At 38.4% G+C, this 22,349-nt stretch carries 15 protein-coding genes and 1 riboswitch; of the genes, 5 read left to right on the top strand and 10 right to left on the bottom strand.

Annotated elements, in window-relative coordinates:
• Nucleotides 1–81 precede the first annotated feature (81 nt).
• Nucleotides 82–2,784 carry an aminopeptidase N gene (pepN, locus tag A3Q34_RS14825; protein ID WP_070376057.1) on the top strand — a complete coding sequence of 901 codons (2,703 nt, stop codon included), beginning with the start codon at nucleotides 82–84 and terminating at the stop codon, nucleotides 2,782–2,784.
• A 79-nt stretch (nucleotides 2,785–2,863) separates the two neighbouring features.
• Here the strand turns inward: pepN and kdsB are convergent, their stop codons facing one another.
• The 5 genes from kdsB to A3Q34_RS14800 all read right to left on the bottom strand — a co-directional run bounded on the left by kdsB (nucleotide 2,864) and on the right by A3Q34_RS14800 (nucleotide 9,292).
• Nucleotides 2,864–3,643: a 3-deoxy-manno-octulosonate cytidylyltransferase gene (kdsB, locus tag A3Q34_RS14820; protein WP_070376056.1), complete on the bottom strand. Its 780-nt coding sequence runs from the start codon at nucleotides 3,641–3,643 to the stop codon at nucleotides 2,864–2,866.
• Between the two features lie 22 nt (nucleotides 3,644–3,665).
• On the bottom strand, nucleotides 3,666–3,845 hold the full coding sequence (locus tag A3Q34_RS14815) for a Trm112 family protein (RefSeq protein WP_070376055.1): 180 nt from the start codon (nucleotides 3,843–3,845) through the stop codon (nucleotides 3,666–3,668).
• A 33-nt stretch (nucleotides 3,846–3,878) separates the two neighbouring features.
• Nucleotides 3,879–4,967, bottom strand: coding sequence for a tetraacyldisaccharide 4'-kinase (lpxK, locus tag A3Q34_RS14810; protein WP_070376054.1), 1,089 nt, complete (start codon nucleotides 4,965–4,967; stop codon nucleotides 3,879–3,881).
• 21 nt (nucleotides 4,968–4,988) lie between these two features.
• Nucleotides 4,989–6,749, bottom strand: a complete 1,761-nt coding sequence (gene msbA, locus A3Q34_RS14805; RefSeq protein ID WP_070376053.1) for a lipid A export permease/ATP-binding protein MsbA — start codon at nucleotides 6,747–6,749, stop codon at nucleotides 4,989–4,991.
• A 92-nt stretch (nucleotides 6,750–6,841) separates the two neighbouring features.
• The gene (locus A3Q34_RS14800) at nucleotides 6,842–9,292 is read right to left on the bottom strand and encodes a DNA internalization-related competence protein ComEC/Rec2 (protein ID WP_070376052.1); all 2,451 of its coding nucleotides are present in this window, start codon (nucleotides 9,290–9,292) and stop codon (nucleotides 6,842–6,844) included.
• A gap of 61 nt (nucleotides 9,293–9,353) precedes the next feature.
• Between A3Q34_RS14800 and A3Q34_RS14795 the strand changes: the two genes are divergently transcribed.
• Nucleotides 9,354–9,866: a DUF2062 domain-containing protein gene (locus A3Q34_RS14795; protein ID WP_070376051.1), complete on the top strand. Its 513-nt coding sequence runs from the start codon at nucleotides 9,354–9,356 to the stop codon at nucleotides 9,864–9,866.
• A gap of 64 nt (nucleotides 9,867–9,930) precedes the next feature.
• On the opposite strand, the gene lolE is transcribed toward A3Q34_RS14795, so the two are convergent.
• From lolE to A3Q34_RS14780, 3 genes are read right to left on the bottom strand one after another with little or no spacing between them, the layout of a single operon-like run.
• Nucleotides 9,931–11,220, bottom strand: coding sequence for a lipoprotein-releasing ABC transporter permease subunit LolE (gene lolE, locus A3Q34_RS14790; protein WP_070376050.1), 1,290 nt, complete (start codon nucleotides 11,218–11,220; stop codon nucleotides 9,931–9,933).
• A 10-nt stretch (nucleotides 11,221–11,230) separates the two neighbouring features.
• Nucleotides 11,231–11,914, bottom strand: a complete 684-nt coding sequence (lolD, locus tag A3Q34_RS14785; protein WP_070376049.1) for a lipoprotein-releasing ABC transporter ATP-binding protein LolD — start codon at nucleotides 11,912–11,914, stop codon at nucleotides 11,231–11,233.
• Nucleotides 11,907–13,145: a lipoprotein-releasing ABC transporter permease subunit gene (locus tag A3Q34_RS14780; protein ID WP_070376048.1), complete on the bottom strand. Its 1,239-nt coding sequence runs from the start codon at nucleotides 13,143–13,145 to the stop codon at nucleotides 11,907–11,909. Before A3Q34_RS14780 ends, lolD begins: the two co-directional genes overlap by 8 nt.
• 330 nt (nucleotides 13,146–13,475) lie before the next feature.
• Here A3Q34_RS14780 and A3Q34_RS14775 point away from each other — a divergent pair, with 330 nt between their 5' ends.
• Together A3Q34_RS14775 and cobO are read left to right on the top strand one after the other, a co-directional pair.
• On the top strand, nucleotides 13,476–15,548 hold the full coding sequence (locus A3Q34_RS14775) for a M13 family metallopeptidase (RefSeq protein WP_070376047.1): 2,073 nt from the start codon (nucleotides 13,476–13,478) through the stop codon (nucleotides 15,546–15,548).
• 151 nt (nucleotides 15,549–15,699) lie between these two features.
• Nucleotides 15,700–15,844: riboswitch (cobalamin riboswitch) on the top strand.
• A 123-nt stretch (nucleotides 15,845–15,967) separates the two neighbouring features.
• Entirely contained in the window at nucleotides 15,968–16,573 is a 606-nt protein-coding gene (gene cobO, locus A3Q34_RS14770) for a cob(I)yrinic acid a,c-diamide adenosyltransferase (protein WP_070376046.1), read from the top strand.
• A 409-nt stretch (nucleotides 16,574–16,982) separates the two neighbouring features.
• On the opposite strand, the gene A3Q34_RS14765 is transcribed toward cobO, so the two are convergent.
• On the bottom strand, nucleotides 16,983–19,178 hold the full coding sequence (locus A3Q34_RS14765; RefSeq protein WP_070376045.1) for a penicillin acylase family protein: 2,196 nt from the start codon (nucleotides 19,176–19,178) through the stop codon (nucleotides 16,983–16,985).
• Between the two features lie 728 nt (nucleotides 19,179–19,906).
• A complete protein-coding gene (locus A3Q34_RS21115) occupies nucleotides 19,907–21,073 on the bottom strand; it encodes a methyl-accepting chemotaxis protein (protein WP_070376044.1) in 1,167 nt (388 codons plus the stop codon).
• A gap of 674 nt (nucleotides 21,074–21,747) precedes the next feature.
• On the opposite strand from A3Q34_RS21115, the gene can reads away from it, so the two are divergent.
• Nucleotides 21,748–22,347 carry a carbonate dehydratase gene (gene can / locus A3Q34_RS14755; protein ID WP_070376043.1) on the top strand — a complete coding sequence of 200 codons (600 nt, stop codon included), beginning with the start codon at nucleotides 21,748–21,750 and terminating at the stop codon, nucleotides 22,345–22,347.
• Nucleotides 22,348–22,349: the final 2 nt, after the last annotated feature.

Below are 22,349 nucleotides of genomic sequence, written 5' to 3'. Positions count from 1 at the left end.
ATGATATAAGTACTTAGGTATTTTCAATGAAAAGTGTTTCCACTAGGAAATATTAAAAATAATAAAGTAGGATCAGGGTAAATGACATTAAATAAATCTCAAATAGCTAAGGCGCTGTCCATTGCTATTATTGGCTCAAGTGTTGCGTTGATGGGCTGTGAAAAAGCAGACACAGCAAGCAACTCAGCAGTCGCTGAAACCGTACAACAACAAACAAGTTTATTACGCACTCAAAGTGAATCACTTGAAGCAGTTTATGCTGAGATGCGTGCTAAACAAGTCAGTAACGTTAGCTATAAGTTAAGTGTGACGATTGATAATAAAAGCGAAAGTTTTTCTGGCTCTACCGAGTTACTCTTTGATTTAGTAGAAAACAATCAAAATGATTTAACCATAGATTTTGATGAAGGCACCATAAACTCATTAAAAGTGAATGGTAAAGTAGTTAAATTTAGCTATGAAAAATGGTTTATCACTATTCCTGCTAGCGAATTAACAGCGGGTAAGCAAAGTATTACTATAGATTACCAACGTCCTTACTCTACTGACGGCTCTGGTTTCCATCGTTTTGTTGACCCTAAAAATGGTGAAGTTTACTTATACACCGATTTTGAACCTTATGACGCGAACCGATTATTTCCTCATTTTGATCAACCTGATTTAAAAGCCAGCTACGAAATACAAGTGACCGCTCCCGCTCATTGGCAAATAATTAGCGCAACTCGCGAAACAACGATTAGCGAAAGCGGTGATAACAAAGTATGGTCATTCCCTGCTTCAGCAAGATTCTCTTCTTATGTTTTCTCTCTTCATGCAGGTAATTACGCTGTATGGGAAGATGATTTTGAAGGGATGAAATTGCGTCTATTTGCTCGTCAAAGTTTAGCCGAATACGTTAAAACTGACGAATGGTTTATTCCAACCAAACAAAGTTTTGCCTTCTTCAATAAGTACTTTGATGTGCAATACCCTTTTGGCAAATATGACCAAATTGTTGCACCTGACTTTAATGCCGGTGCTATGGAAAACGTTGCTGCGGTTACATTCAATGAAGGCTATATTGCACGTGGAGAGAAATCAACCAGTGCTCGTATGAGTCTTGCTAATGTTATTGCTCATGAAATGGCACACATGTGGTTTGGTGATTTAGTTACCATGCGCTGGTGGAACGGCTTATGGTTAAATGAAAGTTTTGCTACTTATATGGCCAACTTAGCTATTGCAGAAGCCAGCGACTTTGAGAACAACTGGGATGTATTCTACTCTGGTACTAAACAATGGGCTTACCGCACTGATGACTCAGTGAACACTCATGCGATAGAATTACCGGTTGCTTCTACAGGTGTTGCTTTGTCAAATTTTGACGGTATTACCTACGGTAAAGGCGCATCAGTATTAAAGCAGTTGCCTTATTATTTAGGTGAAGAGAACTTCCGCATTGGTGTCAGCAATTACTTGAAAAAGTTTTCTTACCAAAATACTGATTTAGAAGATTTCATCGGTGAACTTGGCAAACCTGCAGGTAAAGATATGACCCAGTGGACACAAGACTGGTTATATAATGCAGGTTTAAACACCATCAAAGTTAATTACCAATGTAGTGACGGTAAAATTAGTGAGTTTGCAATAAACCAAACAGCACCAGATGGTTACCCAACATTACGTGAACAACGTGTTCAAATTGGTTTATACAATGTTAGTGCTGATGGCACTGCGATGAACTTAACCTCTGCAACACCTATTATGTATAAAGGTGCGACCACTGAGATCAAGGCTGTGATAGGTCAAGCATGTCCTGATTTGGTTTATCCAAACGAAGCTGATTGGGGTTACGTAAAAGTAGATCTTGATGAAAAGTCATTGGCATCAGCACAAAAACACATTAATGCGATTGATAATGCCACTATGCGCTTAATGCTATGGCAGAGTTTGTCTGACAGCGTCAACGATGCAAACTTAGCCGCTGACCAGTTGGTAACGTTTGCCATGGCTAATATTGAAGGTGAAAGCGATTATAACGTATCACGTAAAATTGCGAGTACGTTAACCTCGGCTTTAGGCTTTCTAACTGTTGCAACACGCTTAGAGCAAAAAGATTATACAGCGCTTTATATGGACGTTGAAAACTTATACTTACGTTTATTAGAAAATGCCGAAGCGGGTTCAGATTTCCAAAAACTTTGGTATGGTCGTTATGTTGGTGTAACGAAAACAACTAAGCATTTAAATCGCTTACAAAATATTTTGAACGGTGAAAAAAGTTTTGATGGTATTACCATAGATCAAGACAAGCGCTGGACATTAATTGCTAAAATGAACCGTTACCAACATGGTAATTACCAAGCATTATTGAGCACTGAAGCCAAAAAAGACATTACCGATTCAGGTGTTAAAAGTGCTATTTATGCAGAAGTTATTCGACCTGAGGCTGAAGTTAAAGAAAAATGGTTTAACATCGTTATTAATAACCCTGACAAACTAAAACTTTCTACACTTCGTTATATTATGTGGGGTTTATTCCCTGGTGAGCAACAAGCTTTAGAAGCGCCTTATAAAGCTAAAATTCTCGCACACATCCCTAAATTAAATGAAGGAAGTGATTTAGGTTTATTAGAGTCTTTTGCCGGTAGCATGTTACCGACACAATGTAATGCAGCCAGTGAAGCAGAATTAGCGCAACTGATTAAAGACTACAGTGGTATGAAGCCGCAAGTGTTAAAGACAGTCAAAGCTAGCCATCAACAAATTGGTCGCTGTGTTAAAGCGCTTGAACTATTAAAATAATATTTCATTAGCGTAATAAAAAGGCCTTATGTGAAAACATAAGGCCTTTTTATTTTATTTTATTTTATTTTATAAAAAATTAAAGCGTTAAAGCGTAAGCTCTAGCTTTTTCTAGGTCTTCTGGCGTATCAACCCCTTCAACCGCTAAACGAGTTTCGGCTACCGCAACATGAATTTTTTCACCTTGCCATAATACGCGCAGTTGTTCTAAAGACTCAATTTGCTCTAATTGACTGGCCGGCCATTGCACGTAATCTTTAATGAACCCAGCGCGATAGGCGTAGATACCAATATGGCGTAAGTAAAAATCGCCAATAGCGGCGACACTTTTCTCATTAAGAAAACGATCTCGGTCATAAGGGATCGTCGAACGGCTAAAGTACATCGCATAACCGTGTTTATCTGTTAACACTTTAACCGCGTTAGGATTAAAAGCCTCTTCAACGTCATGGATACGCACAGCAAGTGTCGCCATTCTAGCTTGTTGCTGATTTGTTCTTTGCTGGTCCGCTAAATTTCTGGCAACTTGCGCAATATTTTCAGCGGGAATAAAAGGCTCATCCCCCTGAACATTAACGATAACCTGATCATCGTCAAAGTTATAAATGTTCATCACTTCGGCTAAACGTTCGGTACCCGATTGATGATCGGCACGAGTTTTACAAACCTCGCCACCAAATGCTAATACCGCTTCTTCAACCTGCTTATTATCAGTGGCGACAATCACTTGGCTAGCACCACTTTGCTGGGCTTTTTCAACAACCCATTGGATCATCGGCTTACCATTAATATCGGCTAAGACTTTTCCCGGTAAACGAGACGACTCAAACCGAGCAGGTATTACAACAATAAAAGACATTTAATTCTCCAAATACATTTAATTAGTCATTTTCGGTAATACGGCGCGCTTCACTTTCTAACAAGACCGGAATGCCTTTTTCAATAGCGTAAGCAAGGCGGTCGAATCTACAGATTAATTCTTGTTGTTCTTTATTGTAATCAAGTTTGCCCTTGCATGCTGGACAAGCTAATATTTCCATTAGTTTTACGTCAAATGCCATGTTTATTCTCTTATTTATCAGTTTATTGATTAGTTAACTTAGCGTGAATCTAGCCTTAATACGGCTCAGTTTATCTGCTTTTACTTTGTCAAATAGCGCGTCTAAAAATGGCGTTATTTGTTTATTTTCAATATGGGCATCAACCGGTAAATACCACCAGTTATTTTTAGCAAAAGATGTACATTTTACCGCGTCTTTTTCTGTCATCAAAAGTGGAATATCGTCAGAAAAACTGACAAATTGCGCTTCATTGTAATGCTGGTGATCTTTGAAACCTACTGATGCTTCAAGACTAAAGCCACTATCAACTAAAGTTTTAAAAAAACGACTAGGGTCACCAATACCGGCGATAGCATTGATACGCTTAGTGTGACTTTCATTATCATTAAACTGTTGATAAAAGTCAGTTAATGATAGCTGCTGATTGGTTTTAACATTAACCACCGTTTTTGCCATTAAGGTCATTGTTATTTGTGGTATACCAACTGGATAAACTTTATTATCAGTTGGCGTTGCGCCATTAAATATAAGCGCGTCGACTGTTTTTAAACGCCATAAACCTTCACGTAATGGCCCTGCGGGTAATAACAAGCCATTTCCAAACACGCGTTTACCGTCAATAACAATAAGCTCAAAATCTCGTTCTAAGCGATAGTGTTGTAAACCATCATCAGCAATAATAACGTCGCAGCCTTGCTGCATTAACAACCTGGCACTCGCCACTCTATCGCCGCCAACCACAACAGGAATACCATGGCGTTGATAAATTAATAAAGGCTCATCGCCTGTTTCAGCTGCGCTACTGCTTGCATTGAGTAAATAGGGATAGTGCGGTGCTTGTCCACCATAACCTCGACTAATAACGCCAACTTTCATGTTTTGTGCTAAGCATTGCTTAATTAAGTACAAAACCACCGGTGTTTTACCGTTACCACCAATACCAATATTACCCACCACCACAACAGGGATGTCGATACCAAAAGATTTAAAAAAATACAGTTGATAGCATTTTCGTCGTAACGCGGATAGCAACCAAAAAATAACGGTTAACGGTAACAATAACGGCACGAGCAGCCATTTTGCTGGGTGTTGAAAAAACCAAACCTTTTCAATTAAGCGCATAGCAAAATCTCAACCGTCATTTTATTCGCTAAATTGAAAGTTGTGTAATTTTGCATAAGCACCTTCTTTTGCTAATAATGTTTGATGATCGCCCTGTTCAATAATTTTCCCTTGTTCCATAACAATAATTTTATCGGCATTTTCAATGGTAGACAAGCGATGAGCAATAACAATACAGGTACGATCTTTTTGTAAAACTTGCAAAGCATCTTGAATATGACGTTCTGACTCGGTATCTAAAGCACTGGTTGCTTCATCAAGAATTAAAAAAGGTGCATCACACAATAATGCTCGAGCGATAGCAACACGTTGGCGTTGTCCACCAGAAAGTAAAGCACCATTGTCACCAATGTTAGTATCTATTCCGTCAACCATATTTTCTGCAAACTCAAGCACATGAGCACTTTTAGCCGCAGCTAAAACTTCGTCACGAGTGGCGTTGGGTTTACCATAGGCAATATTATTAGCGATAGAGTCATTAAATAACACCACCTGCTGAGAAACATAAGCAAATTGAGCACGTAAGTCTTTCAACTTGTATGAGGTAATGTCTTTTCCATCAATTAATACTTTACCCGCTGTTGCATTATAAAAGCGCAGCAAAATTGCACTGGCGGTTGATTTTCCACTCCCCGAGCGACCAACCAAAGCCACTGTTTCGCCAGCATTCGCGGTAAAGCTTAGTTGAGTAAGCGCTAATTTTTCGTCATTAGTATAAGAAAAATCAACTTGTTCAAAAGCAAGTGTTCCTTTGGCTTTATCAAGTGATTGTTGGCCCGTGTCTTTTTCATTTTCTTGGTCAAGCACCGCAAAAATACTAACACAAGCCGCCATACCATTTTGAAAGTCACTGTTAACCGTAGTTAATAACTTTAAGGGTCTCAGTAGCATAGTCATACAAGTAATCACCGTTATGAAAATCCCTGGCGTTAAACTGGCTTTCATACTTTCTAAATTGGCAACGTAAAGTACAAACGCTAACGCAAAAGAAGCGATAATTTGTATCAAAGGTACGCTGAAAGATTTAGTGGCCACCATTTTCATGCGTTGTTGGCGATTATGTTTATTTATCTGACCAAAACGTTCGAATTCACGTTCTTGTCCGCCAAAGGTTAAGACCACCTTATGCGCGTTAAAGGTCTGTTCGGCAGCAGAAGTCACTTCACCCATCGCATTTTGAATTTTTTTACTAACTTGGCGAAAACGTTTCGAAACCACAGTAACAATAATAGCGATGATAGGAGTTATAAGGAGAAATATTGCTGATAACTGCCAACTGTTGTAAAACATAACCGCGAGAAAACCAATCACCATAGCGCCTTGCTGCACTAAGGTAAGTAACGCTTTACTGGTTGCATTAAGGACTTGCTCGGTATCAAAGGTCAGTTTAGAGATTAACGTTCCAGTAGACTCTTTATCATGAAAAGTCACCGGTAGTGCCATAATGTGTTCGAATAAATTTTGTCTTAAATCGGTAACGACATTATTACCCACCCAAGCTAAACAATAATTACCAAAGAAATGGCAGATACCTCGGATAATAAAACAAACAATAACAAAAAGGGGGGCCCACTTCATAAAGTTAGGATTAGCATCAGTTAAACCATCATCGATTAATGGCTGTAACTGCGAGAAAAATAAAGTGTCGATACCGGCGTAGCCAAGCATCCCTAATATAGCGATGACAAACCCTGCTTTGTAAGGTTTAGCATAACTCATTAAGCGTTTAAAATTTTGCCACGTTGTGGCTTGTGCGGCTACTTTGCTTTTACTTGCTAACATTCAGTCTCTCTGTGACTTCGCGATTAATTATTCATATCCAAGCCATTTTAACGTTATTTCTTAGTTGCAACCAACTAATAATATTTACAACGTTAATTAGCAAACCAATATGGCTTGATATGCAGACGATAAGATTGAATTTCAAGGGCTTGTTCGGTAATGTTTATGCGGATCATTCCATGTTCAGCAGTTGCATACGGCGTTACATTGAGCTGATGATAACGTTTAAGTACCGCTTTATTAGGCATCTTCCATCGATTCATAAAACCCGCACTAAAGATAACGGCCTCGGGTGAAACCGCTTTAATAAACCCCGTACTTGATGAGGTTTTAGAGCCATGGTGCGGCGCAACAATAACATCAGCTTTTAACTGATTAGCGATTTCAGTATTAGCGACCAGTATTTTTTCAACTTTATGAGGAATATCACCCGTTAATAGCACCTTATATTTACCATCAGAAATATGGATCACGCACGAATTATCATTTTCTTTATCTTCAATAACCACCGGCCACAACACAGAAAAAGTGAGACCTTGCCAAGAAAAATCATCGCCTTGTTTACAACTGTGCATGTTAACAAAACTATACCTGCCAACATCTTCTACCGGTTGATTATATTTGATGTGCTTAACGATAATTTTATTTAGCGCCACTTTTTTATCGATAAAAGCCAAGCCACCAGCATGATCGTTATCAGCATGACTTAACAGTAAATAGTCAAGAGTGGTCAAGCCTTGATACTGTAAATAAGGAAAAACCACACTTTCTGCCAAGTTAAATCCACTGGGGTAACTTGCCCCTGTATCATATAAAATAGCCTGTCCATGCCTTTCAATAACAACCGCTAACCCTTGCCCCACATCAAGGACAGTCACTTGCCAGTCATCACTTTTTTGTTGGTCATTAATAAACATATAACTGAATAAAAAAGTAAGTGATACTGCAACAACCAGTATTTTTTTGGGTAAGGCTAGAAAATAACTGATGAAGCATAAACCGGTGATTATCAAAACAACCACTAACGTCTGATGGCTAACGTCGATAAACAGCCATTGTTGGCTCGATAAGTAACGTAGCCACTGCCAAATAAATGTTAATGATATTAACGATAACTCAAGAAAAAATATAGCCAGCGCTTCACTAAAAGGCATAGCAACCACAGCCAATAAACATAACGGAATAGCGGTAAAACTCATCCAAGGCACGGCAATAATATTAGCAAGTAATGCAGAAAGAGGCAGTTGATGATTTAATAAAGCCGCCACAGGCAACATAAATAATGTTAAACCTAGCTGTATAATCATTAAAGAATGGAGCCAAGCTTTTATTTTTTCAACTTTACCATCACCCGATGTTAACAGTAACTTTCGACATCGCCAGATAACCAATAATATCAGTGATACCGCATAAACACTTAGCCAAAAACTGACACTAAATAGACTAAAAGGTGATATTAATATAATGCAAACGATACTCAGTAATAACCAACGTATTATTGTTAATTTAACCCCCAATAACTTAGCGCAAATAAATATTTGCATCATGATCAAGGCACGCAATGTGGGTAAAGAAAAGCCGGCGAGATAAGCATAAAATAGTGCAATTAAGCTACTAAAAGCGAAAGCCACGATACGACTGTTCTTTTTTACCACCCATAACTTGCCTTTTTCAGTTAACAGTAAGTAAAACGGACTATAGCTAAAAAACATCAAGATGAATCCAAAAGCACCACTGGCAATTAAGCCTAAGTGTAAGCCAGAAATAGCCATTAAATGCTGTGTTCCTGTTGCTTGTAACACTTGCCATTGCTCAGCGGTAATTTTGCTACGTTCGCCAAAGGTAAGAGCAAAAATAAAATGGTGCAGATCGTTTGTCAAAGCCAATGAGTCTATTAATTCATTAAGTTGTAGGTACAAATTTTGACGATAACTAGGCTGCGCTGCTATTAATTTGTTTTTTGCTGAATGTTTTACATAGCCAGTAGCATGGAGTTCTTTTTGTCTTAACCATGTTTGATAGCTAAAACCGCCAATATTTGCAAAACCATGGGCAGGTTTTACTCGCACCGTAAGTTGCCATTTCTGGCCTTGGTTAATATTAGTAACTTTTTTTAAGTGATCCGGTTTAACAGACTTATGATCCCAACGCAGACGAATATTTATCTTTGATTGAAGTTTTTGTTGATTGATTTCTTCAACAACAAAATTAAAACGTGATACTTGCTTGGTCGTTTCATCCTTTTTTGTTTTACGCGTTAATGACTTTGGAATATTAGCAACCACACCTCTTACCGTTAAGGTTGTACCGAAAAAATCATCTGTAATTAGGCTATTAACTTGCCATATGTTTTGATAAACGAAACCAGCATAGAGTAACCAAGCACAGCCAAAAAATAGTCCACTATAACTCTGTAACCTTTTGATGAGACAAAAAATGACAGCAAAACAAAAACAAATATAAACTTGCGAAATGTCTGGTACTATCGGTAAGAATAGTGACAAAATAGCACCAATAAAAAATGTAAATAGCCACCGTTCCATAGTGATTAATTTCCGTATCTGTCTAATCGATAAATAAAGCCTAGATAATATAAGTAAGTATATGCCTAAAAAACTCTTCAAGCGTTATATGCCGGATCACAACACCATAAAAAATAATAAACATTTAAAAATTTTTGGTGCGTCATTGCATAACCCCAACTTATGGCACTTAAACCGTAATTCTGTCGCAAAAGCTTTTGCCGTAGGTTTATTTTTTGCCTTTATCCCGGTACCTTTTCAAATGGTTTTAGCTGCTGGTGTTGCTATTATAGTACATTCGAATTTGCCACTTTCTGTTGCACTCGTTTGGATAACGAATCCGTTAACAATACCTGCAATTTTTTATGGCTGTTATATGGTTGGCATCTGGCTATTAGGTCGACCTGAAAAAGCATTTGTTTTTGAAGCGAATTGGCAATGGCTGGTTGATAGTTTATCAACTATTGGACCAGCATTTTTACTTGGCTGTGGCGTGCTAGCGGTACTTTTCTCGCTAATAGGTTATTTTGCCATACATGGCCTATGGCGATATTCTGTTATCAAACAATGGAATAAACGTAAAAGTAGAAAGTAAAAATCTGCTCTAGTCTCGCGTTGGTTATAAAAATTATCGGTTAATAATATAAAAGTGAAACCTGCTACATTTGTCCTAACACCTGCGCTGGCTCAACCTTAGTTGCTTGCCATGCGGGGTAAATAGTCGCCAGTAGACTCATCAGTAAAGCCGTACAAACAGTGATTACAACATCAGCTTGGCTTAAGTGAGTGGGAAGAAAGTCGATAAAATAGATATCACCTGATAACACTTTTACGTTCAGAAGTGTTTCTACTGCAGTAACAATATCAGTTAAATTTAATGAGATAACAATACCTAACACTGTCCCCACTAGACAACCCACGACTCCATTAACCAGTCCTTGAAACATAAAGGTCATCATTATAACGCTCGCTGGTGCCCCCATAGTTTTTAAAATAGCGATATCACCTTTTTTCTCATTTACCGCCATGATAAGCGTTGAAACAATATTAAAACTTGCTACCGCTATGACTAATATTAAGACAATAAACATCACTAAGCGCACAAGCTGTATATCATTAAAAATATGGCCGTGACTTCGTGTCCAATCATAAATGGCAACATAAGTATCATCAAAGCTATAAGCAACATCACGTGTTACCTGGGGCGCTTGAAAAACATCAGCTACTTTTATGCGAATTCCCTGAACTTGCCCCTTCTCGAGATTCACCATTTTTTCGGCATGCTCAAGTGAAAGATATACAGAGTTTTCGTCAATCGTACCGCCAAATTTAAAAATGCCAACAACGTTGACTTGGTGCTTAACCGGCACCGGAAATTTAGCACTCGCTTGCTGGTTACTTTTTTGGACAATAACACTCGATAGTAACAATTGTAGTGCGTCGCCTAATTCAAGTTGTAATTTTTTTGCAACTCCCGAGCCAATAACAACACCGACCGTAGGGGTTTCGGTATTTTCATTATCGACGATCGCTTGCCAGCTACCGGCAATCATATAATCGGCAATAGTAGAAACTTGCTGTTCTAACTTTACATCGACACCACGCACAGCAACAGCTTTGAGTTCACTGCCATGTTGCATCATACCGGTAAGTTTTATCACGGGTGCTGCGGCTATCACTTGCGGATGTTGTTGTGCTTTAGCCACGTGTTTTTGCCAGTTATCTATCGGCGTATTAACAGCAATTAGCTCGCCGTGAGGGATAACCGACAGCAAATGTTGCGCTAATGCTCGCTCGAAACCGTTCATTGCTGAGAGCACAATAATCAATACCATTACACCAAGCGCAATACCGATAGTGGAAGATGCTGAGATAAACGAAGAGAAGCCATTACCGTTTCGGCTACGCACATAACGTAAGCCTAAAAATAAACTTAATGATTGGGTCATTTAAAAAGCCTTAACTTTCAAGGGGCGCTAACCGGCCGTGCGATAAACGTAGTTGGCGATCCATTCTGGCAGCAAGTATTAAGTCATGGGTAACAATAACAAAACTGGTGTTTACCGTTTTATTAAGGTCACGTAATAACTGATATATTTGCTCTGCAGTATCAAAGTCTAAATTCCCTGTTGGTTCATCAGCTAATATTAACGAAGGTTTAGTCACTAATGCCCGAGCAATAGCGACACGTTGACGTTCACCACCAGAAAGCGCTGAGGGCCGGTGCTCAAAGCGATGACTTAACCCAACCTGTGTGAGCATTTCTTGTGCAGCAGCTAGGGCCGCTTTAGGTGAATCCCCGCGAATCAGTAAAGGCATTGCCACGTTTTCTTGTGCTGAAAACTCCATCATTAAATGATGGAATTGATAAATAAAACCAATATGTTTATTGCGAAATTTAGCACGTTGCTTGTCAGATAACTGGTGGATATCAACACCGCTAATAAAAACCTGCCCTGAAGACGGAGAATCTAGTGCTCCAGCTATATGTAAAAATGTACTTTTACCACAACCAGAGCTTCCCACTATAGCAACAAGTTCACCCGCGTCTACTGACAAATCAAGCCCGTCTAAGACTTTGGTTTCAATGCTACCTTGATAATATGACTTTGATAATTGCTGACAAAGTAAACCTTTACTCATTTCGTAAAACCTCGGCAGGCTCTGTTAAAGAAGCCTGATAAGCGGGATATAATGTAGCAATAAAACTCATCGCTAACGCTGATAAAATAATACTAAACACATTGTTCACTGATAGTTCGACGGGCAAAGACTGCCCTGCTCCCAATAAATTAACACCGAGAAGGGTAAATATAGTATTTAAATTTAAGGTTAGTATGGCGCCAACCACAGTACCGATAGTGACGCCCCAAAAACCATTAACTAAACCTTGAGTAATAAATATTTTTACCACGCCAAGACGATCTAGCCCAAGTGTTTGCAAAATACTAATTTCACCCTTTTTTTCGATAACAACCATCACTAAAGCGGAAACAATATTAAATGCGGCAACGGCTATAATTAAGCTCAACATCAACCACATCATATTTTTTTCCATGCGCACAGCAGAAAATAAAGCGCCTTGAGTATCGCGCCATGTCGTAAAATCATACTGTGGATATTGTTGTTTTAAACGTTTGACCACTTGCTCAGCAGCAAAAGCATCATCAAGATAAAAACGAAGTTTTTCAACGCCATCACCTCTTTGTCGATGAAGTTTTGCGCCATCTTTACTGTGAATATAGACCAGTCCTTCATCAACTTGTGAGCCAACACTAAAAATACCAGCGATGGTAAAAGTGCGTTGCACCGGAATTCTCCCCATTGGGGTAAAGACGGTTTTATTAGGCAGTGTTAAACGTATTTTATCACCCAAATCGACATCAAGTTGCCTTGCTAACGACTGTCCGATAACAATGGCAAAGCTCTGTGTCGATAGATTATCTAAATGTCCTGATACCATAGAGTTATTAACAATATTGTGCAGCTCGAATTCAGGCATGATTCCTTGAATGAGTACACCGCGTAATGCGCCAGAATTAGCTTGTATGAGTGCTTCACTTTCCAACAAAGGAGTAACTTCTTTAACTTTAGGCGTAAGTAATAATTGTTCACGTAGGATTTGCCATGTAGGTAAAGCATTGTTTTTGTTTTGCTGAGGTTGATTGGCGACGACAATATGGGGAACTAGACCCAATATTCTCCGTTTTTGTTCACCTTCTAAACCGTCCATAACGGAAACAACTGTGATCAATGATGCGACACCCAGGACGATACCGACAATGGAGAAAAAAGTGATAAAGGATACAAATCCAGAACTTTTACGGCTACGACTATAGCGTAGCCCAATGAAAAAACTGACGGGTTGAAACATTAATTAAACTTCATCTTATGTTATTCAGTAAGAGAACTATTACTCTATAAGTAGCCACAGCATAGCACAGTCAATGTTTTATTTGGCAGCAAAAAAGCCAATAATTAATATTGATAAAAATCAAAGTGAAAAATATTACGCTTATTTTCAATTAGTTAAATAAAAAAATAAAAAAATCATCAGGCTTAATGTACAAAATAAAATACGGCATTGCTGATACATTATGTAAAAATTCATGTCCAAATCTAGTAAAAAGCCCTGTAACCCTTTAGTATCAATGCGTTTACCATTTTATAACCATATTCTTTACTTAATAATAATGAGATTACCATGAAAAAAATAATAACAGGTGCAGTCTGTTCTTCGTTATTGTTGCTTGCCGCTTGCAACGACAATCCAGAAAGCACTGAGACAACTAAGCAAGAAATGCCGATCATGCAAAAAACTGCATTAGCTTCAGGTATCGACAAAGCAACAATGGACTTATCAGTTCGTCCACAAGACAACTTTTATCGTTATGTAAACGGTGCTTGGTTGAACGCTAATGAAATCCCTGGAGACAAAACGTCAATTGGTGCCTTTTATGACTTACGTGACGAAGCTGATGACAATGTAAAAGTAATCATTGAAGAATTAGCAGCAACAGAAAATTTAAAAATGGGCAGCGACGAACAAAAAGTAGCTGACTTATTCCGTTCATATATGAACATGGATGCACGTAATACTGCAGGTACGGCTCCTATTCAACCATTATTTGATAGCATCAATGGTTTAAAAGACAAGAATGAACTTGCAACATTTTTTGGTGAAAATCAAAAAAATGGTGTCGGTAGTCCGTTAGCGTTTTATATTAGCGTTGACGGTAAAGACTCAACTCGCTATGCCACTCATATTTGGCAAACAGGTTTAGGCTTACCCGACAGAGATTACTACTTTGATGAAACCGAACGCTTTGCCGCATTGCGTAAAGGTTATGTTGCTCATATTGAAAATATGTTCAATTTAGCTGGTTTGAAGAACGGTAAAGCTGCTGCGCAAACGGTCATGGCAATTGAAACTAAATTAGCAGGTTTTCATTGGACAAAAATTGAAACTCGTGACAGCAGTAAAACTTACAATAAATTCGATGTCGCTGACTTAAATACAGTTACTGATGCATTTAACTGGAATGCTTACCTTGCTGCTCAAGGCGTATCAGCGCAAAAAGACATCATTATTAACCAACCTTCATTTGTTAAAGGTTTTGGCGAAATATTTGCAGCAACCCCATTAGCTGATTGGCAAACTTACTTAACTTTCCATACCTTAAGTAACTTTGCTGGTTCTTTAACCGCTGACTTAGATAATGAAAACTTTGACTTTTATTCTCAGCAGTTAAGAGGACAAAAAGAACAACGTCCAATGTGGAAGCGTGGTGTTGGCGTAGTTAACAGCAATTTAGGTGAGGTTATTGGTAAAGTTTATGTGAGCCGTCACTTTAAGCCTGAAGCTAAAACCCGTATGACACAACTTGTTGAAAACTTACGCGGAGCATATGGTGCAAGTATTGATGAACTAGAGTGGATGTCTGATTCAACTAAAAAAGCTGCCCATGTAAAACTAGCAAGCTTTGATCCTAAAATTGGTTACCCAAATAAGTGGGAAGATTACTCCGCACTTGTTATCAAAGGTGATGACTTAGTTGGCAATAAAATGCGTTCTGGTAGTGTTTCTCATCAAAAAGAAGTCGCTAAGTTAGGTGGTCCAATTGATAAGCAAGAATGGGGCATGACGCCGCAAACTGTTAATGCTTATTACAATCCAACTAAGAATGAAATTGTTTTCCCTGCAGCCATATTACAACCACCATTTTTCAACTTAGCTGCTGACGATGCGGTTAACTATGGTGGTATTGGCGCGGTTATCGGTCATGAAATGGGTCACGGATTTGACGACCAAGGGAGTAAGTATGATGGCGACGGTAACATGCGTAACTGGTGGACTGAAGCAGATTTAGCGGCCTTTAAAGTTCGCACCGATGACTTGGTAAAACAATACGATGGCTATTCAGTATTTGAAGACTTAAATGTAAACGGTTCTTTAACACTGGGCGAGAATATTGGTGATTTATCAGGGGTAACTATCGCGTATAAAGCTTATATTGCTTCATTAAATGGTAAAGAAGCACCGGTAATTGACGGACTAACTGGCGATCAACGTTTCTTCATGGGCTTTGCTCAAGTATGGCGTGGAAAAAAGGTTGAGAAATCATTACGTAATCAAGTAGCAACTGACCCTCATTCACCTGGTGAGTTCCGTGCATTAGGTTCTTTATCTAACATGCCTGAATTCTACAAAGCGTTTAACGTTAAAGAAGGTGATGCTATGTATATCGCCCCTGAGAAACGTGTAAAAATTTGGTAAGCCAATGGCTTAATTAAATAACGTTATTATTAGAAAACACTAAAATGCCAACAACTATTGTTGGCATTTTTATTACTGAAAATTCCCTGCCTTAGATTCTATTTATCAAAAACATAAAATCAATGGTGTTTAATACCGCTAGATATTGTAAATAATTAAAAATCTCGTAAACTAACGCAACGTAAACGTGTTTAGGGAATAAGGTGAGAAACCTTGACTGTTCCCGCAACTGTAAATTGCAGTGACTTAAGAGTTGCTCGATGAGTCAGCATACCTATCCACAATAAGATCACCACCATTAACATCAATAAAATCGTGCGGGAATACACGGTAAATTGCTATTTTTTAAGGGAGCCCCTTAACGTTAGCCTTGCCTTTTCTCCTCTTTAAAAAAACTATAATTACCCATAGGAATACTCATGGTCGACGAAACACAAAAAAGTGAAAAACACCAAGCACGCATGCAAAAAGTAAAAGACAAAGTTGATGCAAGAGTTGATGCTGCCACTGATGAACGCGGTATATTAATTGTAATTACAGGTAACGGTAAGGGTAAGTCAACATCAGGGTTTGGCACGCTAACTCGCGCAGTAGGACACGGTCTAAACGCAGCAGCCATTCAGTTTATAAAAGGCACTTGGGCTTGTGGCGAAAGAAATGTCCTAGAAAAGCTCGGCGTACCTTTTCACGTGATGGCAACAGGGTTTACTTGGAATACACAAGATAAATCAACCGATATTGCCGCTGCTCAACTTGTTTGGAAAGAAGCAAAAAAACTATTAGCTGACGAAACCGTTGATGTTGTGCTACTTGATGAACTGACTTACATGCTGTCGTTTAAATACCTTGACCTTGATGAGGTACTAGACGCCATCGCTAATCGCCCGCCTATGCAACATGTAATAGCCACAGGCCGTGGCGCACATCGTTCACTCTTAGAATTAGCTGATACAGTAAGTGAAGTGCAATCGATTAAACATGCTTTTGATAATAATATAAAAGCACAAAAAGGTATTGATTGGTAATAACTCAGCCATATTGATACCAACTACGTTATGTTGATACCAACTACGTCATGCTTATAACAACTACGTGATGCTGATACCAACTACGTCATGCTGAATTTATTTCAGTATCAGCATGACGATATCACGACCGATTGATCTCTTCAGATCACATTTACCACAAAGCCGGCCTATCTTAATTTATTTTAATAAGTAGTCCGCTTAGCCACCATTGCTGCCAGTCACAAGATTAAAAATGATGGTTGCATTTTCGGTGATATATGACGTTTTACAGAATGTTTTTATCACCATCCGCAACCAATAAAAAATGTATATCACACTGTATTTTTTCTCGACGTTTTTATTCATCAAATGTGGCGAGTCATTCAAAGTGTTGCCTCATGTTTTGAATTTAAGTGTTTCAATATAGTTATTTATTAACCTTTTTTCTAGTTCCAGGCCTATAATATTCCTCAGTATTCGCTTTAATGTCAGTGTCATAATAATAAACGTCACGTAAAACACCATCGGAATAATCAGCTACTTGATCAGCAAAATGTGGCGAATTTACATCACCACTCTGCCCACCTGCCGTTATGGCTTTTGCCGTTATTTTTTTACCAAAATTAACAACTGCGACAAATGAGTTACCGCGTGTACCATAGTTTTTCTTTGAGTCATTAAAGGTACGCTGACCATAAGCCGCTAAACTTCCCCAACGCGCAGAAGTAAATGCCACAGGAACACTAGGTTTGTTATCATCAAACGGCTGTACAATGTCTCCTGTTATTCGTTGAAAGCGATTAATTTCCCCCCACGCCATATCCCATTGACCAAAATCAGCGGTTAATTTAGCAAGACCTGCACGTAAAGCATCTAGCTTCTCAGTTGCTGAGGTTTTATTCTCCATATATTCATAAATATTTATTTTATTAGCACGAGCAGGTTCTGAAGACATTCGCATTAACTCACGTCCCCAATAAATTGCTACAGACGTTTCGACACTATCAACAGCATAGCGTAAGTCCCATGCTTGTAATTTCTTCATGGCAGCGGCTAAATCAACTTTATCCTCAGCTTTAGCATTGTCATAAGCTTTCACTAAGCTCGGAATTAATGGTTCGAAAGCGGTTAAATAACTATCGTAAGCAGCAGCTATTAGGCTATCAAGGGTAAAATCCTTGCTGTTTTCTAAAACGCGAAGGGCATGTAGACCTCGAGGGTTCTCAGTATAAGTAGACATATATGATGGATAATCTGCTTTTTTAGGACTTTGTGCCCCACTCATAGAGAATGGCCAGTTATTCGTATTTTGTAGCCAACCAACACTAGGGTTAAACTGATTTATTGATTCATCAACGCTGTGAATTCCTTGCCACTCTGTCGCTGAGGTACTGCCATCTACAGGCTTAGTCCAATCAAACGTAGGATCTCGTTTAGGGATGAAATTACCATGGAAAAAGCCAATATTACCATCACCATCAGCATAAACCGTATTATTCGATGAGTTAGTATGGTATTCCATGTTTTTCTTATAGCTTGCTAAACCATCTGTTTTAGTACGCTCGTAAGATTGTATCAGCGCCTTCATTGGCTCTTCCATAATAGCCATAGCCACCCATTTATCACCTTCGGCCCGTACAATAGGACCATGATGGGAATGATAAGCAGTGACTTGCTTGGTTGCCATACCCTCTTCTCCATCCGCTAGAAAGGTTTTGTAAGGTATACTGATAACAGATGTCGCCATTTTGAGCCACTTATCATCATAAAAATAATAAACCCCGTCGTCACGCTCTTCTACAGTTTCTAAATATTCATCAATAAAATCAGAGCCTGTCGAGGTATGCATCCAACCATTTCTTTCATTAAAGCCCTGATAAACAAAAAATTGCCCCCAAGTAACAGCACCATAGGCATTCAGACCCTCGTCACTTTTCATATGCAATTCTGCACGAAAGTAAAATGAAGTATGAGGGTTAATAAGTAACATTGCATTACCCGAGGCTGTATTTTTAGGACCAATAGCAAAACCATTGGAGCCTTGCGGTTCTTTGGTTAAGTCGAGCTTTTCATCAGGAATATTGATTATTTTATCACCATAGAAGTTTTCTAAGCGGTTAAGGCGCGCGCGTTCAATGTCACCACCAATACTGCCTTCAGAAAAAGTTAATGCCATCCAAGGTTCAAAACGTTTCAGTACTTTAGGTTTAACCTGTGGGTGGGTGTGCAAATAATAATTTAAACCATCAGCCCAAGCATTCATCAGTTTTTTTAACCATAACGGGCTTGTTTCATACATGGCTTTAATTTCATCAGGGCGAATAAATAATTTCATCCGTAAATCACGATAAATTTCCGACTCACCTTCTGCCTCAGCCAAACGTCCCATAGCGTTTAAAAAATTAATTTCTATACGATTAAAATCATCTTCCGCTTGCGCGTAGATCATTCCAAAGACAGCATCGGCATCTGTAGAGCCATAAATATGTGGTATTCCCCAGTTGTCTCGCGTGATAGTAACTTTATCAGCGGTTGCTTGCCAAAGTTCTACTTCTGTTGTTTCTTTTGGATTTTGAGAGCAGGCTGAAATAAAAATAGTGACAGCGATTATAATTTTCTTCATGTGATACCTTAAAATAAAACGATTATTTCCAACGAAGATAAAAGTAAAATATATTGATCAAAACACCTAGGCAAACTGATTGCAAAAGGTCGAAAAGAGAATAGTTGAAATCAAAGTTAGCTTGCCACGCATATTGGTATACATCAACCTGAAAGATCTAAAATCAAAAATGATCCAACTAAATTTGATTCGATTGTTATCATGAAGTCTTAGCGTTAATTGGATCAGACTTACTACCGATGATTCAGGACTATAGGCTTTTAATCATCGGGAAAAATCACACACACCGTTTAGTTCATAGAGCTTTAGAGACTATAGACTTAAAGCGGAGTTAGAAATTAATGAATTGCTAACTATAATGCATATAAAGTGATCATTAATATTGCTTGCTGAAAATCAGAGGTTTTGACTGAAATGCAATTTCTAAAAAACAAGTTAATCTGTTTATCGCCTTTTAAAAGGCAACTGTTGAAAATGATGCCAATATCAAACATTATGCGACGTCTGTGCAGCTTCACTCGGCATCGACATACACGAAAGTAATAATGCCATGGATGCCTAGAAATGGTCTTGCTGTGTAAACATCGTCACGCCTTTATGTCGATATGCAAGGATGTACTTAAGATGTTTATGAAAAAATTATCACCGTTTATCCTGAACATAAAAAAGCCCATGTTTAAATGGGCTTATGATAAAATGTTACTCTCTGTGCTTTTACATGCTACTTTCTAAACACAAATCCTATTTAGGGTCTTAGCAACATCTACAGATACCTTTTGCTGTTGCTCTGCATGCTGGGCAACAGAACTTAAGCCATTAGTGATATCTCGACTCAAAGAGGCAACTTCAGCCATATTGCTATTAACCGCTGCAGTTGATTGCTGTTGCTGTTCAGTGCCACTAGCAATTTGAGAGGTTAAGGCATTAACCTCTTTAAAGACTCGACCTATTTGCTCTAACGCTTCAACCACTTCGGCTGAATGCGTTAAACTGTCTTGCGTCAATGCTTGACCACGCGAAATCGCCGTTACAGCATTCGTTGATTTCTCTTGCAGACCTTCAACCATTGAATGAATTTCAACCGTTGCTTCTTGTGTTCTATGCGCAAGAGCTCTTACTTCATCGGCAACAACTGCGAAACCGCGACCTTGCTCACCTGCTCGCGCTGCTTCTATCGCTGCATTTAATGCGAGTAAGTTTGTTTGGTCGGCAATGCCACGAATAACATCCAGAACAGAACCGATATTAGAACACTCTGTTTGCAGTAGTGCTAAGTCTGTCGCCATTTCGGTAACTTCTTTAGAAAAAGCTTCAATGGTTTGCTGACTGGTATTTGAAGAAGTTGTCCCTTGCGATAAAATGTCAATAACTTGATTAGTCGTCTCACTTACCTGTGAAGCACTCTCTGAAAGTATACTAGACGTTGACGCGACTTCATCAATAGAGTGAGCCATAAGTTCTATTTGACGGGCAGAATCATCAACGGCTTTCACTGAATCGGTCATTTGTGTGGCCAGTAAAAATGATCCCTCTTTTAACGATTCAGACTCGGTTCGTAATTCAGCAAGCACATCGGATAAATTTCCAATAAAAGCACTAAGCTCATTGGTGACTTGAGCTAGCTCATCATTACCTTCATCAACTAATGGGCCAGGAGGCGCCTGCTTAGTACTCACCACAAGCGTTAAGTAATGAAGTAAGTTTGTTAATCGAGACGACAGCTGATTTTGAGTAAATATATAACCTGATATTAATTGGGCAATCACTAATAGAGACAATATACCGATAACAAACGACTTACTTAACTCATCTGTAAATAGCAAAATAAATAATACTGCTAATAATCCAAAAACAGCAGTCGGTATAAGTAATTTTACGCTTAAGCGAGTAAACATAGAGTATCCATGATGTTAGTTTAAAAAAATAGCTGAGATTAAAGCTACTTATCTTTATTTCCTTATAAATTACCTATTATTTAGCAGTTTTGCTAATAATATTTACGAATTTATACCATTCGACAAGAATCAGCTGTCATTTTAACGATACTGAGTAACAATTGATTGTCGAACATTCAATGTTATCCGCCAACACTTATAATATAATGATAAGTGTTGGCGGATAAATAAGAAAAAAAAGATAATAAAATAGATTAATGACAATAAATAGTTTGGCTAAAATCAAAGCCAAACTTTATTTTTATTGAGAGATAAACCATATAATTTTTCCTTTAAAACGACATGATTAAAAGTCTTAGCTATTTGCTTTGCTTAAATTCACCTAAATCGCCCTTTTTTAGCTAATAGATAAGTTGATTTATTCTTAGTCAGGACACCAAACTTAGCTACGTTGGTTGTTTTTAGTCCAACTGCTTTCGTTTTTGTATTGCTAAAATTGTCGCTCACATCCGGTTGAGATGACTCTGCCTAGTTGAGTTTTCATAATATCGGCAGTTATTGCTAAGTGCCCAACTAAATGGATATACATCATAAATAATTGATCTCACATTTATCTTTCACTTCTTGGTGTATTCTCATAAAATCAATGAATAGATTATTTAATAAGGCATTCCGTGACTTCAATTCAACATTTGTTCGACAATAATCAGCAGTGGGCTGAAAAGATAAAAAAAGCAGATCCCGATTTTTTTAAACGCTTGTCAGAACAACAAAAACCCGAATATTTATGGATAGGTTGCTCTGACTCAAGAGTACCAGCCAATGAATTGCTCGGTATGTCACCAGGCGAAGTGTTCGTTCATCGTAATATTGCTAATCAAGTTATCCATACCGATTTAAATTGCCTTTCTGTTATTCAATTTGCTGTAGAAAACCTAAAAGTTAAACATATAATAGTATGTGGTCACTATGGCTGTGGCGGTATTACAGCATCAATTGATAATAAGCGTCATGGGCTAATAGATAATTGGTTAGGGCATATAAAAGATGTTTATCGTTTTCACAAAGAGCGCCTTGATGCCGTTGAAGACCAGCAAACAAAGGTCAACTTACTGTGTGAACTCAATGTGATTGAGCAGGTAGCCAATGTTTGTCATACCACCACATTAGTCAGTGCCTGGAATGCCAATCAAGATGTCACCGTACACGGCTTTGTCTATAATATACACGACGGTATTTTGAAGAACTTAAACGTTTCTTCTAATGGTAAATAACC

Origin of the sequence: Colwellia sp. PAMC 20917 (assembly GCF_001767295.1) — a bacterium.
Classification (GTDB): Bacteria; Pseudomonadota; Gammaproteobacteria; order Enterobacterales; family Alteromonadaceae; genus Colwellia_A.
Note: the sequence above shows the minus strand (reverse complement) of the source record. Positions and strands in the feature narration are given on the sequence as shown.

Excerpts from the sequence above, each read along its gene's own strand:
- lolD (WP_070376049.1), bottom strand. The coding sequence starts at position 11,914 with ATGAGTAAAGGTTTACTTTGTCAGCAATTATCAAAGTCATATTATCAA.
- A3Q34_RS14815 (WP_070376055.1), bottom strand. The coding sequence starts at position 3,845 with ATGGCATTTGACGTAAAACTAATGGAAATATTAGCTTGTCCAGCATGC.
- A3Q34_RS14775 (WP_070376047.1), top strand. The coding sequence starts at position 13,476 with ATGAAAAAAATAATAACAGGTGCAGTCTGTTCTTCGTTATTGTTGCTT.
- A3Q34_RS21115 (WP_070376044.1), bottom strand. The coding sequence starts at position 21,073 with ATGTTTACTCGCTTAAGCGTAAAATTACTTATACCGACTGCTGTTTTT.
- A3Q34_RS14765 (WP_070376045.1), bottom strand. The coding sequence starts at position 19,178 with ATGAAGAAAATTATAATCGCTGTCACTATTTTTATTTCAGCCTGCTCT.
- lpxK (WP_070376054.1), bottom strand. The coding sequence starts at position 4,967 with ATGCGCTTAATTGAAAAGGTTTGGTTTTTTCAACACCCAGCAAAATGG.
- pepN (WP_070376057.1), top strand. The coding sequence starts at position 82 with ATGACATTAAATAAATCTCAAATAGCTAAGGCGCTGTCCATTGCTATT.
- msbA (WP_070376053.1), bottom strand. The coding sequence starts at position 6,749 with ATGTTAGCAAGTAAAAGCAAAGTAGCCGCACAAGCCACAACGTGGCAA.
- A3Q34_RS14795 (WP_070376051.1), top strand. The coding sequence starts at position 9,354 with ATGCCTAAAAAACTCTTCAAGCGTTATATGCCGGATCACAACACCATA.
- cobO (WP_070376046.1), top strand. The coding sequence starts at position 15,968 with ATGGTCGACGAAACACAAAAAAGTGAAAAACACCAAGCACGCATGCAA.
- lolE (WP_070376050.1), bottom strand. The coding sequence starts at position 11,220 with ATGACCCAATCATTAAGTTTATTTTTAGGCTTACGTTATGTGCGTAGC.
- A3Q34_RS14780 (WP_070376048.1), bottom strand. The coding sequence starts at position 13,145 with ATGTTTCAACCCGTCAGTTTTTTCATTGGGCTACGCTATAGTCGTAGC.
- kdsB (WP_070376056.1), bottom strand. The coding sequence starts at position 3,643 with ATGTCTTTTATTGTTGTAATACCTGCTCGGTTTGAGTCGTCTCGTTTA.
- A3Q34_RS14800 (WP_070376052.1), bottom strand. The coding sequence starts at position 9,292 with ATGGAACGGTGGCTATTTACATTTTTTATTGGTGCTATTTTGTCACTA.